The sequence below is a fragment of the Streptomyces sp. A1136 genome, from assembly GCF_004795055.1.
Taxonomy (GTDB): Bacteria; Actinomycetota; Actinomycetes; order Streptomycetales; family Streptomycetaceae; genus Streptomyces.
In genome coordinates this window covers 25,702-38,289 of record NZ_SSBJ01000053.1, presented here as the reverse complement: position 1 = coordinate 38,289, position 12,588 = coordinate 25,702, and the positions used below count along the sequence as shown (strand labels likewise).

The 12,588-nt window shown below is 69.6% G+C and carries 15 protein-coding genes and 1 pseudogene; 11 read left to right on the top strand and 5 right to left on the bottom strand.

Going from position 1 to position 12,588, the window contains the following annotated elements:
- Positions 1-657: L,D-transpeptidase family protein (locus tag E6R62_RS33435; RefSeq protein WP_240802041.1), on the top strand; the 657-nt coding region annotated here is incomplete at its 5' end.
- A 193-nt stretch (positions 658-850) separates the two neighbouring features.
- Here the strand turns inward: E6R62_RS33435 and E6R62_RS33430 are convergent.
- On the bottom strand, positions 851-1,894 hold the full coding sequence (locus tag E6R62_RS33430) for a hypothetical protein (protein WP_136217248.1): 1,044 nt from the start codon (positions 1,892-1,894) through the stop codon (positions 851-853).
- Positions 1,894-2,661 (bottom strand): RNA polymerase sigma factor, encoded by a 768-nt coding sequence (locus E6R62_RS33425; protein ID WP_136217252.1) that lies wholly within the window; start codon positions 2,659-2,661, stop codon positions 1,894-1,896. The genes E6R62_RS33430 and E6R62_RS33425 overlap by 1 nt, the downstream gene beginning before the upstream one ends.
- 179 nt (positions 2,662-2,840) lie before the next feature.
- Between E6R62_RS33425 and E6R62_RS33420 the strand changes: the two genes are divergently transcribed.
- From E6R62_RS33420 to E6R62_RS33395, 6 genes and pseudogenes are all read left to right on the top strand, one after another.
- Positions 2,841-3,722 carry a 2-oxo-4-hydroxy-4-carboxy-5-ureidoimidazoline decarboxylase gene (locus E6R62_RS33420; RefSeq protein WP_306432498.1) on the top strand — a complete coding sequence of 294 codons (882 nt, stop codon included), beginning with the start codon at positions 2,841-2,843 and terminating at the stop codon, positions 3,720-3,722.
- A 152-nt stretch (positions 3,723-3,874) separates the two neighbouring features.
- Complete coding sequence (sdhC, locus tag E6R62_RS33415) at positions 3,875-4,255, top strand: succinate dehydrogenase, cytochrome b556 subunit (RefSeq protein ID WP_136217246.1); 381 nt, start codon at positions 3,875-3,877, stop codon at positions 4,253-4,255.
- A gap of 5 nt (positions 4,256-4,260) precedes the next feature.
- On the top strand, positions 4,261-4,743 hold the full coding sequence (locus E6R62_RS33410) for a succinate dehydrogenase hydrophobic membrane anchor subunit (protein WP_136217245.1): 483 nt from the start codon (positions 4,261-4,263) through the stop codon (positions 4,741-4,743).
- Positions 4,744-4,767: 24 nt separating this feature from the next.
- Positions 4,768-6,522, top strand: coding sequence for a succinate dehydrogenase flavoprotein subunit (sdhA, locus tag E6R62_RS33405; protein ID WP_136217244.1), 1,755 nt, complete (start codon positions 4,768-4,770; stop codon positions 6,520-6,522).
- Positions 6,522-7,289 (top strand): succinate dehydrogenase iron-sulfur subunit, encoded by a 768-nt coding sequence (locus E6R62_RS33400; protein ID WP_136217243.1) that lies wholly within the window; start codon positions 6,522-6,524, stop codon positions 7,287-7,289. Before sdhA ends, E6R62_RS33400 begins: the two co-directional genes overlap by 1 nt.
- A 229-nt stretch (positions 7,290-7,518) precedes the next feature.
- Positions 7,519-7,638 (top strand): annotated as a pseudogene (locus tag E6R62_RS33395) (Uma2 family endonuclease); the annotation flags it as partial.
- 176 nt (positions 7,639-7,814) lie between these two features.
- Here the strand turns inward: E6R62_RS33395 and E6R62_RS33390 are convergent.
- A complete protein-coding gene (locus E6R62_RS33390) occupies positions 7,815-7,994 on the bottom strand; it encodes a DUF397 domain-containing protein (RefSeq protein WP_136217242.1) in 180 nt (59 codons plus the stop codon).
- Positions 7,991-8,818, bottom strand: a complete 828-nt coding sequence (locus tag E6R62_RS33385) for a helix-turn-helix transcriptional regulator (RefSeq protein WP_136217241.1) — start codon at positions 8,816-8,818, stop codon at positions 7,991-7,993. The genes E6R62_RS33390 and E6R62_RS33385 overlap by 4 nt, the downstream gene beginning before the upstream one ends.
- A gap of 83 nt (positions 8,819-8,901) precedes the next feature.
- On the opposite strand from E6R62_RS33385, the gene E6R62_RS33380 reads away from it, so the two are divergent.
- The 4 genes from E6R62_RS33380 (at position 8,902) to E6R62_RS33365 (ending at position 11,009) form a co-directional block, all read left to right on the top strand.
- Positions 8,902-9,315 (top strand): hypothetical protein, encoded by a 414-nt coding sequence (locus E6R62_RS33380; protein ID WP_206308925.1) that lies wholly within the window; start codon positions 8,902-8,904, stop codon positions 9,313-9,315.
- Positions 9,316-9,381: 66 nt separating this feature from the next.
- Positions 9,382-9,786: a hypothetical protein gene (locus E6R62_RS33375; RefSeq protein ID WP_136217240.1), complete on the top strand. Its 405-nt coding sequence runs from the start codon at positions 9,382-9,384 to the stop codon at positions 9,784-9,786.
- 21 nt (positions 9,787-9,807) lie between these two features.
- Positions 9,808-10,263 (top strand): thiol-disulfide oxidoreductase DCC family protein, encoded by a 456-nt coding sequence (locus E6R62_RS33370; protein ID WP_206308926.1) that lies wholly within the window; start codon positions 9,808-9,810, stop codon positions 10,261-10,263.
- Between the two features lie 11 nt (positions 10,264-10,274).
- The gene (locus E6R62_RS33365; protein ID WP_136217239.1) at positions 10,275-11,009 is read left to right on the top strand and encodes a TetR family transcriptional regulator; all 735 of its coding nucleotides are present in this window, start codon (positions 10,275-10,277) and stop codon (positions 11,007-11,009) included.
- A gap of 18 nt (positions 11,010-11,027) precedes the next feature.
- On the opposite strand, the gene E6R62_RS33360 is transcribed toward E6R62_RS33365, so the two are convergent.
- Positions 11,028-12,584, bottom strand: coding sequence for an ABC transporter substrate-binding protein (locus tag E6R62_RS33360; RefSeq protein WP_136217238.1), 1,557 nt, complete (start codon positions 12,582-12,584; stop codon positions 11,028-11,030).
- Between the last annotated feature and the right edge of the window lie 4 nt (positions 12,585-12,588).

Sequence of the window (12,588 nt, the reverse complement as noted above, 5' to 3'; positions counted from 1 at the left end):
GCGTCCGCCTCGCAGTCGCCGACCGTCAAGCCGATCATGGCCAACGGCGACGAGAGCGACCAGATCCGCGAGCTCCAGGCGCGCCTGCGCCAACTCAAGCTGATGTCGGTGGCGCCGACCGGCTTCTACGGCTCGAAGACGACCGCCGCGGTCCGCACCTTCCAGTCCGGTCACGGCCTGCCCGCGACCGGCTCGGTGGACGAGGCGACCTGGAAGAAGATCGAGGGCGCCAGCAAGAAGCCGACCGAGGAAGAGCTGCGCCCGCCGACCACCAACGAGGTGGACGCGCCGGACCCGCGCTGCATGCAGGGCCGGGTGATGTGCATCAGCAAGGAGAGCCGCACCCTCGCCTGGATGATCGACGGCAAGATCGTCTCCACGATGGACGTGCGCTTCGGGTCGGAGAACACGCCGACGCGCGAGGGCGAGTTCAAGGTGGAGTGGAAGGCCAAGGACTGGGTTTCGACGATCTACCACACGCCGATGCCGTACTCGATGTTCTTCAGCGAGGGCCAGGCGGTGCACTACTCGTCGGACTTCGCCGCCCGCGGCTACGCCGGCGCCTCGCACGGGTGCGTGAACGTCCGCGACAAGGGCAAGCTGTCGTCCCTGTTCGAGCAGGTCCAGGTCGGCGACAAGGTCGTCGTCTACTGGTGAGACCGGCGGCTTCGGCCGGGGTCGAGGTAGAGGGCGCGGGCGGGACCGGGGGAACGTGCCCCGCCCGCGCCGGTTGCGCAGAGCCCAGGGGTACGGGGGGAACCCCGGCTCATGCGCGGCCGATGACCAGTCGGCTCGTTATGTACTGCGCCGACGGGTCGAAAAGTGTTACTGCCAGGTGTGCCGGTGTCCGTCAGGCCGGTGTGCGGAAGCGGAGCGAGCCGCCCGGGAGCAGGGTCGGGGCCGGGAGGACGCCTCCGGGAGCGCTGCCGGGTGCACCGCCGCCGGCGCCGTCGGCGCCGCTCTTCGTGGTGCCGCCGGGCCCGTCGAGCAGGCCCTCGCAGAAGCGCGGGATCTGCGCCACGCTCTTGGCGAGCTTGATCAGCTTCTCCCGGCGGTCGCCGGTGAGCCGGCCCGCGCGGTAGTCGCCGCACAGGTCCTTCCCCTGGAGCCGCAGCTCCTTGTCCCCGTCCTTGTCCGGGTCCTTGCCACCGCCCTCGGTGGTGCCCGACGCGCCCGCCGTGCCGTCGGTGACGGAGTCGTGGCCGCCAAAACCGCCCGTGCCCGTGGTGGCGGAGCCGGTGCCCGTGGGCCCGGAGGTGAACCCGGGGAGGCCTCCGGCGTCGGTGCGTCCGTCCGTGCCCGGCACCCGCGAGACACCGGGCGAGGCGGACGAGCCGTCCCGGTCCCGCGGCGGGGTCGGCCACGCCGGCGGGGCGGGCGTGGGCCCCGATGCACCGCCGGAGGGTGTCGGGTCGGCGTCGGCGCTGACCGAGACGGCCGGACCCGGAGCCGCGGAGTCGTGCGTGGTCCCGTCCAACAGCCCACCGGCGGCGGCCGCCAGGCCGCCGACCGCGACGCTCGCCAGTGCGGCGGCGAGCCCGAGGCGCACGGGCGTGACCCTGCGCCGCTGCGCCGGTATCCGTACGAGCGGTGCGGGCGAGAGATCGACCAGCGGTTCGTCGGCGGCAGCCGGCGCGACCCGGACTCCCGCGGTCGGGGCGCTCTCGGCCCGGGCGGTCGTAGCGCGGGCCGTGCGGAAGGCGGCCAGCGCGGCGGCCTCGCCGGGCAACTCCCGCCCCGCGGGTGCCTGGGGGGCCACTGCCGCGAGAACGGCACGCAACCGCGCCACCTCGGCCCGGGTCCGCTGGTCAGCGTCCGGCCCGACCGGTGGTTCGCCGCACAGCAGTCGCTCCGCCGCGGCTCTGTCCAGCCACCTGTTGCGCTCGTCGGCCATCACATGTCCTTCTGCGTCCGCCAACGTGAATGCGTCACACCGGTTTGTTCCACGAGGCCCGCGCCCCGGCCGCGCTGCGCCGGTACGGCGTCGAGATCGCGCACGCCCGCGCCGCCCCGTGGCGGGCTCCCGGCATTATGACCGAAAGGGAGGACCACCTCGGTGTCCGGTGCTTCCCTGCCGGGGCCGCCACCGTTCCCCTCCGCCGTGGCCGCGAGTTCCGCGCCCAGCATCTCCGCGAGTTTCTTGAGCCCCCGGTGGGCGGCGGTGCGTACGGCGCCGGGCCGCTTGCCGAGCGTCTCGGCCGCGCTCTTCGCGTCGAGGCCGACGACCACGCGCAGGACGACGGCCTCGGCCTGGTCCTGCGGGAGCTGCGCTATCAGCGCCATGGTCGAGCTGGTGGAGAGCGCCTCCATCGCCGCGCCCGCGGTGTCGCTGTCGGCGGCGTGGCCGGTGAGTTCGCTGTCGTCCCCGCCGATGGCGGGACGGCGGCCCCGCATGCGGATGTGGTCGAGCGCCCGGTTGCGGGCGATGCGGGCGGCCCAGCCGCGGAACCGGTCGGCGTCGCCGGTGAAGGAGTCGAGGTCGCGGGCGATCTGCAGCCAGGCCTCGGACGTGACGTCCTCCGCGTCGCCGTCGCCGACGAGCGTTCGTACGTATCCGAGCAGGCGCGGGTGCACGGCGCGGTACACAGTACGGAACGCGTTCTCGTCGCCGTCCTGTGCCGCGAGCACCGCGGCGGTCAGCTCCGCGTCGTCCCCCAGCAAAGTCCCCAACCCGTTCACTGTCCTGTACGTGTGGCGCAAATCCGCACGTTACGGCCTTCGAGTACGTCTCGTCCACGAGTTGTACAACCAGCAACCAACCCTGCGCGGAGCGGGGTGTGACAGAAAACGCATCCGGGGCGCTGACATGAGTACGGGCTTGTCGCACGAGCCCGTATCGGATGGCGGCCGGGGCCTCTCCTGTGGGGGGTGGCGGCCTCGGTCGTCTTCCCCTCTTCCTCCTGGTCATGCACGCCCGGCGTCATCCTTTCGGCTCACTTCCGGGTGAAATCCTCGAATCGGTGCGTCACACGCTGCCCCGCATCGCTAGCGTGGCGGTACACCCGCGCCGCGCCCCGAGGAGCCCCCCGCTGTCCAGCCACTTTCCGGCACAGGTCCAAGGGGCCACCGTCCCCGGACGGGGTCCGGGGAAGAATTGTGGGGCAAGCCCGGGCGCTCCGGTAGCCGGCGGCGACCACGGCCCGGGTCTCTCGCGGTTCAACGCCCTGCCCCACGACACGGCCCACGCGGCGCTGCTGCACTGCTGCGGCAGCGGACGCTGGGCCCACCGGATGGCCGTCCACCGCCCCTACCCGGACCTGCCCGCGCTGCTGGCCGCGGCCGACGAGGCCTCATACGACCTCTCCCAGGGCGATCTGACGGGTGCCCTGGCCCGCGAATGCTCGGCGGAACTGGCGCACGGCGCCCCCTACGCCGCGCTCCTCGCGCTGGACGCGGCCCGGGCCGAGTACGAGCGGACCTTCGGCCACGCCTTCGTGATCTGCCTGGACGGGCATCCGCCCGAGGAACGGGCGGACGCGCTGCTGGCGGCGATCCGGCGGCGGATGGCCCACGAGACCGACGAGGAACGCGCGATCTCCGCGGACGAGCTGCGTCGTCTCGCCCAGGCCCGGCTCGTGAGGATGCTGGACCGGTTGCCCACCGGACCGACCGGGGCGCTCCCGACCGCCGGGCAGACCCACGACCCGGCCGGTGGGCCGCCGGGCGGGCCACCCGACGGCCCTTCCGCCGCCGATTTCGGGCTATTTGCACCTGCGGGGTAGCCCGTCCGTGCCTGTTTGATCACACCGATGGACCCGGCGCAAGGGAACCGACAAAGCGTCGCTACGATGTCCGGGGCCGGTGGACCGTACCCGGCCGGGCCCGACCGACAAAGAAGCCGGCTGGCCCCCGCCCCGCTTCCGGAGGGTTTTCCGTGCCGGCTGGAACGTTGTACCGCGGCCGGGAAGGAATGTGGTCCTGGGTGGCTCATCGAGTCACCGGCGTCCTCATCTTCTTCTTCCTGTTCGTACACGTCCTCGACACCGCTCTCGTCCGCGTCTCCCCCGAGGCGTACGACGATGTCGTGGCTACCTACAAGACCCCGATCGTCGCGCTGCTGGAGTACGGCCTCGTGGCCGCCATCCTCTTCCACGCGCTCAACGGTCTGCGTGTGATCGCCGTGGACTTCTGGTCCAAGGGCCCGCGTCTCCAGAAGCAGATGCTCTGGACCGTGCTGGTCGTCTGGATCGTGCTGATGGCCGGGGCCGTGTACCCCGTCCTGCACCACGCCTACCTTGAACTGTTCGGGAAGTGACACGCATGTCTTCTGACACTTCTTCCGCCCAGGGCATCGGCGCCGTAGAGGGCGTCTCCCTCTACGACGTCGACAACCCGGCGCCGTACATCGAGGCCCCGCGCAAGCGCACCGGCAAGACGCCGCGCTCGACCCGCGGCAACTTCGAGATGGCCGCGTGGCTCTTCATGCGCCTCTCGGGCATCGTCCTGGTGGTGCTGGTCATCGGCCACCTGATCATCCAGCTGGTGCTGGACGGCGGCGTCTCCAAGATCGGCTTCGCCTTCGTGGCCGGCCGCTGGGCGTCCCCGTTCTGGCAGGTCTGGGACCTGCTGATGCTGTGGCTGGCCATGCTGCACGGCTCCAACGGTCTGCGTACGGTCATCAACGACTACGCGGAGCGCCCCGGCACGCGGCTGTGGCTGAAGGGCCTGCTCTACACCGCCACGGTGTTCACCATCCTTCTGGGCACGCTGGTGATCTTCACCTTCGACCCGAACATCCGCTAGGCACGGGCTGAGGCGAATCGACTCATGAAGATCCACAAGTACGACACCGTCATCGTCGGCGCCGGTGGCGCCGGCATGCGCGCCGCCATCGAGGCGACGAAGCGCAGCCGCACCGCCGTGCTGACGAAGCTCTACCCCACCCGCTCCCACACGGGCGCCGCGCAGGGCGGCATGGCCGCGGCGCTCGCCAACGTGGAGGACGACAACTGGGAGTGGCACACCTTCGACACGGTCAAGGGCGGTGACTACCTGGTCGACCAGGACGCCGCCGAGATCCTGGCGAAGGAGGCCATCGACGCGGTCCTCGACCTGGAGAAGATGGGCCTGCCGTTCAACCGCACCCCGGACGGCACCATCGACCAGCGCCGCTTCGGCGGTCACTCCCGCAACCACGGCGAGGCGCCGGTCCGCCGGTCCTGCTACGCCGCGGACCGCACCGGTCACATGATCCTCCAGACGCTGTACCAGAACTGCGTCAAGGAGGGCGTCGAGTTCTTCAACGAGTTCTACGTCCTGGACCAGCTGCTGGTCGAGGTCGACGGCGTGAAGAAGTCGGCGGGCGTGGTCGCGTACGAGCTCGCCACCGGCGAGATCCACGTGTTCCAGGCGAAGTCCGTGATCTACGCCTCGGGCGGCACCGGCAAGTTCTTCAAGGTGACCTCCAACGCGCACACCCTCACGGGTGACGGCCAGGCGGCCTGCTACCGCCGCGGCCTGCCGCTGGAGGACATGGAGTTCTTCCAGTTCCACCCGACGGGCATCTGGCGCATGGGCATCCTGCTGACGGAGGGCGCCCGCGGTGAGGGCGGCATCCTCCGCAACAAGGACGGCGAGCGCTTCATGGAGAAGTACGCGCCGGTCATGAAGGACCTCGCGTCCCGTGACGTCGTCTCGCGCTCCATCTACACCGAGATCCGTGAGGGCCGCGGCTGCGGTCCCGCCGGGGACCACGTGTACCTGGACCTGACGCACCTTCCGCCGGAGCAGCTCGACGCGAAGCTCCCGGACATCACCGAGTTCGCCCGTACGTACCTCGGCATCGAGCCGTACACGGACCCGATCCCGATCCAGCCCACCGCGCACTACGCCATGGGCGGCATCCCGACCAACGTCGAGGGTGAGGTCCTCGCGGACAACACCACCGTCGTCCCGGGTCTGTACGCGGCCGGCGAGGTCGCCTGCGTCTCCGTGCACGGCGCCAACCGTCTGGGCACCAATTCGCTGCTGGACATCAACGTCTTCGGCAAGCGCTCGGGCATCGCCGCGGCCAAGTACGCACACGAGAACGACTACGTCGAGCTGCCCGAGAACCCGGCGCAGCAGGTCATCGACCTGGTCGAGCGGCTGCGCGACTCCACGGGCAACGAGCGGGTCGCGGACCTGCGCCTGGAGCTCCAGGAGACGATGGACGCGTGCGTGATGGTGTTCCGTACGGAGCAGACCATCAAGACCGCGGTCGAGAAGATCGCGGAACTGCGCGAGCGCTACAAGAACGTGTCCGTGCAGGACAAGGGCAAGCGCTTCAACACGGACCTGCTGGAAGCCATCGAGCTGGGCAACCTGCTCGACCTGGCCGAGGTCATGGCCGTGTCCGCGCTGGCGCGCAAGGAGTCCCGCGGCGGTCACTACCGCGAGGACTACCCGAACCGCGACGACGTCAACTTCATGCGCCACACCATGGCGTACCGCGAGGTTGGCGACGATGGTAAGGACTCCGTTCGGCTGGACTACAAGCCCGTCGTCGTCACCCGCTACCAGCCGATGGAGCGTAAGTACTGATGGCCACCCCGACCATGTCCAAGACGGACGCGATGGAGGCCGCGGCCGCGGCCTCGCCCTTCATCACGGTCACCTTCCGGATCCGCCGCTTCAACCCGGAGATCTCGGAGGAGTCGACCTGGCAGGACTTCCAGGTCGAGATCGACCCGAAGGAGCGCGTGCTCGACGGTCTCCACAAGATCAAGTGGGACCTCGACGGCACGCTGACCTTCCGCCGCTCGTGCGCGCACGGCATCTGCGGCTCGGACGCGATGCGGATCAACGGCAAGAACAGGCTCGCCTGCAAGACGCTGATCAAGGACATCAACCCCGAGAAGCCGATCACCGTCGAGGCCATCAAGGGCCTCACGGTGATGAAGGACCTCGTGGTCGACATGGAGCCCTTCTTCCAGGCGTACCGCGACGTCATGCCGTTCCTGGTGACGACGGGCAACGAGCCGACGCGCGAGCGTCTGCAGTCCGCCGAGGACCGCGAGCGCTTCGACGACACCACCAAGTGCATCCTGTGCGCCGCCTGCACGTCCTCGTGCCCGGTGTTCTGGAACGACGGCCAGTACTTCGGCCCGGCGGCGATCGTCAACGCGCACCGCTTCATCTTCGACTCGCGTGACGAGGCCGGCGAGCAGCGGCTGGAGATCCTGAACGACAAGGACGGCGTGTGGCGCTGCCGCACGACCTTCAACTGCACCGACGCGTGCCCGCGTGGCATCGAGGTCACGAAGGCGATCCAGGAAGTCAAGCGGGCGCTGATCACCCGCCGCTTCTGATCCTTTGACGCGCCGGACTCCGTCCGGCGGTCTCGGCTGAGGCCCGTACCCCTTGGGGTGCGGGCCTCAGCCGTGTTCCGGGGACCCCCGTCGGTCACCCCGAGGGGTGAAGCGCCGGCCGGAAGAACCTTTCATCAGATGGATGACCCCACGGACGGCGGTACGTCCACCGGCGTCGCCTGAACCGGAGCGCCGTCCGCACCCACACTGGGCGAAGGAGGTGCCTTCCATGTCCGCTCTCGCCCATGAGGCGCCGTGCGACCCAGGTCTCGACGAAGTCCTCTGGCAGGCCTGGAAGGCGATGGACCTTCCGGAGGGCTACCGGGCCGAGATCATCGAAGGGTCAATCGTGAACCGTAAGCACGAGCGCGTTCACGTTCTGAGCGACCCGTGGAGGGCGAGTACGCGAACCACCGTATCCACGCCGCAGGCGGAACTGGTCACCCTGCCCGACAGTCTGGGGGCCAAGGTCACCCTCGACGTGGCCGAGCTGCTGGAGGCGGGCCGGCCGCCGAAGCCGGAGGCTTAGGCCGCCGCGAAGTCGGTGAACGCCGCCCAGGCCGCCGGGGTGAGGGTCAGGGCCGGGCGGGTGGTGTCCTTGGAGTCGCGGACATGCACGGCGGACGGGCAGGCCGCGACCTCCACGCACTCGCCGCCGGTGCCGTCGCTGTAGCTGCTCTTGAACCAGGCCAGTTCGGTGTTCATCGCTCTCCCAGCAGCCGCTCGATCCGCTGCGCCGAAGCCTTCGGGCTCAACGCCACTCCTCGAATGTTCGCATGCCGCTGCACCATGTCGCTGACCACCAACCGGTCTGAGATCACCCAGCTTTGGCCCTGACCTTCCAAGTAACCCAACATGCGGCGTTCGGGCGTCTCCGCGATCGTCATGGGTCCCGTCGCACCCACGACCTCCTCGCATTCGAGCGGGACGAGCTGGATGCGCACATGCGGGAGACGGCCGCATGCGAGCAGGTGCCGGAGCTGCTCCCGCCAGACTGTGTCTCCTCCCACCTTGCGTCGCAAGAAGGTCTCCTCCAGTACGAAGCACAGCACCGGCGGCGGGTCCCGGTACAGAAGCGCTTGGCGGTCCATGCGGGCAGTCAGCCGATTCTCTATCTCCTCGGCAGCGACGGGCGGCCAGTGGTCCACAAACACCTGGCGCGCGTATGCCTCCGTCTGGAGCAGGCCATGTAGGACGTGCGTGGAGTAGACCCACAGGCTCACCGCCTTCGCCTCGATCGGCGCGAAGTTCCGGAACTGCGGCGCGTACCGCTCCTCCTCCAGATACGGCACAGCGGCCTTCAACAGGCCGTCCCCGCCCAGCAGGTCGTCCACCTGCTCGATCGTCCCGGGGTCCATCACCCGCTCGCCGCGCTCGAACGCCCCGATCGTCGACGGCGAGAAGTTGGTGTCCCCGCCCAACTGCTGCCGCGACACCCCTCGTTTCTCACGGAGCGTGCGCATCTGGGCCCCCAGTCCGCGCCGCAGCGCCGACGGCAGGGGTTCACTCGGGTTCACAGGCTCGGACATCGGCTTCACGGCCCCTCACAGATCGCCGTCTGTGACGGCACGACCACTGTTCAGGCTAGCTCCGGCCCGTCACCCTCTGTGGTGTGAACGAGGAAATCTCCCCCCGCGCCTGGACCCCCGACTGGGTTCCGGACTCCGGCTTCCGACTCCGTCTCGCCGGCGTCCACTTCGATGCCGTCCGGATCCAGGGCCAGCTCGGCGAGGAAGTCGCCAAGCGGCTGAGCCTGCTCACCGACCACGATCCCGGGCCCGTCGTCTACGAGCTCAACGGCTTCCGTTGGATGTACTTCCTGCTCCCGCCCGGCACCGCGCGGGAGCGGAGCTGGCCCTCGTACGCCCAGCGGTACACCTCGCGCACCCGGTCCGCCGCCGCCTACGTCGGGGTGCCCGCGGTGTACGGGACGACCTGGCCGCTGGCCTGGCGCTCGCTGCCGACCCCCCAAGCCCCGCACGTCGATCCGGGGTTGCTGGCGAAGGCCATCGAAATGCTGCCTTGAACCTGTTCAAAAAGAGGTCTACAGTCATCCTCGTCAGCAGTTGAACACGTTCAAAGGGGCTGGGGCATGGATCTCACCGTGGTCGCGTACGTCATCTACCTGATCATCAGCATCGGGCTCACCGTCTGGGTGGCCCGGACGCTCACCAGCAACGGCCGCGTCTTCATAGCCGATGTCCTCCAGGGCAACGAGAAGCTCGCGGACGCCGTGAACCACCTCCTGGTCGTCGGCTTCTACCTGGTGAACATCGGCTTCGTGACCCTGTACCTGCGCTCGGGCGAGACCATCACCGAGGCCCGCGGCCTCTTCGAGGCGCTCTCGGTGAAGCTCGGCGTCGTCCTGCTCGTCCTCGGCGTCATGCACCTCGGCAACGTCTGGGTGCTCAACAAGATGCGGCGGCGCGGCATCATGGAGCGCCGACAGACCCCGCCGGTCGCTCCCCAGGGGTGGACCGCCCCGGCCGGGGCCTGAACCCCGATGGCCACGCAGACCATGGAGACCGTGGAGGCCGCGCCGACCACGCAGAACGCGCAGTCGGCGCCGATCCGGTACCTGACCGTCCTCTACGACGCGAACTGCCCGCTGTGCGTGCACATCCGGCACTGGCTGCTCGGACAGCGGTGGCTCGTACCGCTGCGGCTGGTCCCCGCAGGGTCGTACGCGGCGCGGCAGGCGTTCCCGGACCTGGACCACGCGGCGACCCTGCTCCGGATGACCGTGGTCGGGGACCGGGGACAGATCTGGACCGACACCGACGCCTTCATCGTGTGCCTGTGGGCGCTGTCCGAACACCGGCCCAGGGCCGAGTGGCTGGCCACCCCGGCCGGCCGTCCCTTCGTTCGGGCCGCCGTCTACACCGCCTCCGCCTGGCGGGCCGCGGTCCGTACCGACGGCGGGGCGGAGGCCGAAGAACCGGCCTGTGACGACCGCTGCGCCGCACCCCGATAGGGTCGTACACCGTGACCGATCAGAAGGCTCCGAAGAGCGAGCAGACCCGCACTCTCATCCTCGAAACCGCCCTCCGCCTGTTCCAGGAACGCGGCTTCGACAAGACGACCATGCGGGCCATCGCCAAGGAAGCGGGCGTTTCGGTCGGCAACGCCTACTACTACTACGCCTCGAAGGAACACCTGGTCCAAGGGTTCTACGACCGGATCGGCGCCGCCCACCAGGCGGCGGTCCGGCCGATCCTGGACAACGAGAGCGACTTGCAAAAGCGCCTCGCGGGCGTCCTGACGAGCTGGCTCGACATCGCGGCGCCCTACCACGAGTTCGCCTCGCAGTTCTTCAAGAACGCGGCAGACCCGGAGAGCCCGCTCAGCCCCTTCTCGCCCGAATCGGAGCCCGCCCGCAAGGCGGCGATCGACATGCACCGCGAGGTGCTCGCGGGCGCGAAGACGAAGGTGCCGGAGGAACTGGCCGACGTCCTGCCCGAGCTGATGTGGCTCTCGCAGATGGGGCTCGTCCTGTACTGGGTCTTCGACCGCTCGCCCGACAGCGAGAAGACCCGCCGGCTCGCCGAACGCGGCGCGCAGCTCACCACACGGGGCATCGTCCTCGCCCGTTTCCGGGTGCTGCGCCCGCTGGTGCGCGAGGTTCACGAACTCTTCGCGGACTTCCTGCCGGGCATGGCCCAGACGGCGGTCTCCCGCAAGAAGCGCGCCTGCGACCCCTACCCCGAGGAGCGGTCGTAGCGGCCGGAGGCGTCCGCCCTACAGCCAGTTGAGTTCCGACAGGCGCCACACGCCCGTGCCGTCCGAGAGGTACTGCGCTCCGCCGACGGTCTCGCGGGACATCACGTAGTCCTTCTTCTGCCAGATCGGCAGGATCGGGATCTGCTGGGCGACCAGCTTCTGGAGCTCGCGGAAGTCGGTGGCCGCGTCGCCGCGGTCCGAGTGTCCCCGGGTGCGGGCGATCAGGTCGTCCACCGTCTTGTCGGAGTAGCCGTTGTTCATGCTGGAGCCGGTGGCGACCAGCGGCGCGAGGAAGTTGTCCGCGTCCGGGAAGTCGGCGATCCACCCCAGGGTGTAGACGTCGAAGTCGCCCGCCGCGTACTGCTTCTGGTAGTCCTGGAACGTATCGACGGCCTTGATCTTCACCTGGAACAGGCCGGTGTCCGTGAGTTGCTTGGCGATCGCGTCGGCCTCCTCCAGGTTGGCGCCCCGCCGGTTGACCCCGAGGGTCATCGACACGGGAGCGGTGATCCCGGCGTCCTTGAGGATCTTCTTCGCCGTCGCCTCGTCGGGCTTGGGATAGGTGTCGAAGAACGGCGTGCTGTGGCCGGCCACTCCGGCCGGGACCAGGGAGTAGAGCGGGGTGACCGTGCCCTTGTGGACCTCGGCGGCCAGCTTGGAGCGGTCCAGGACGGCCGCGACGGCCTGGCGCACGGGGGGCTTGGCCATGGTCGATCCGGGCCGGACGTTGAAGATCATGATGCGGGTCTCGGTGCCGCCGGAGACCTGGTAGCGGGTGTCCGTCAGGCCGGGGCCGAGGCCCGCGAGCACCTCGGGCGGCATGTCGCGATGGGCGACGTCGATCTTCCGGTCCGTCCAGGCCCGGTTGAGTTCGGCGGAGCCCTTGAAGTACTTGACGGAGATGGACGCGAGAGCCGGTTTGGCCTGGCCCTTGTACGTCGGGTTGGGCTTGAGGTCGGCGCTGTCGCCGGCCTGGTACCGGGTGAGGGTGAAGGGGCCCGAGCCGTCGACCTTGGTCCCCTCGCGCAGGGCCTTGGCCGGGTAGACGTCCTTGTCGACGATCGAGGCCGCACCCGTCGCGATCTTGAAGGGGAAGGTGGCGTCGGGCACCGAGAGATTGAAGGTGACGGTTCGGCCGCTCGCCTTGACCGACTCCAGCGTGTCGAAGAGCGAGGCCGGCCCCTGGTCCGCCTTGATCGCCTTGATCCGGTCGAAGGAGAACTTCACGTCGTCGGCGGTGACCGCGCGCCCGCCCGAGAACTTCACCTCCGGGCGGAGTTGGCACTGGTAGGTCGTGAGCTTCTGCCCCACGAACGCGCACTCGGAGGCGGCGTCCGGGACCGGTGTGTCCGAGCCGGGCTTGATGGTCAGCAGCGACTGGTAGACGTTGCTGAACAGCGCCCAGGAGCCGGCGTCGTAGGCCCCGGCCGGATCGAGGCTGGAGACGGAGTCGCTCGTGCCGACCCTGATGGCGCCCCGGCCCTCGCCGTCGGGGAGCAGTTGCCACGCCGCGACGCCACCGGCCGCCGCGAGGACGAGACCGGCGGCGATGACCTTCAGTCGGGCAGAACGCATCTCC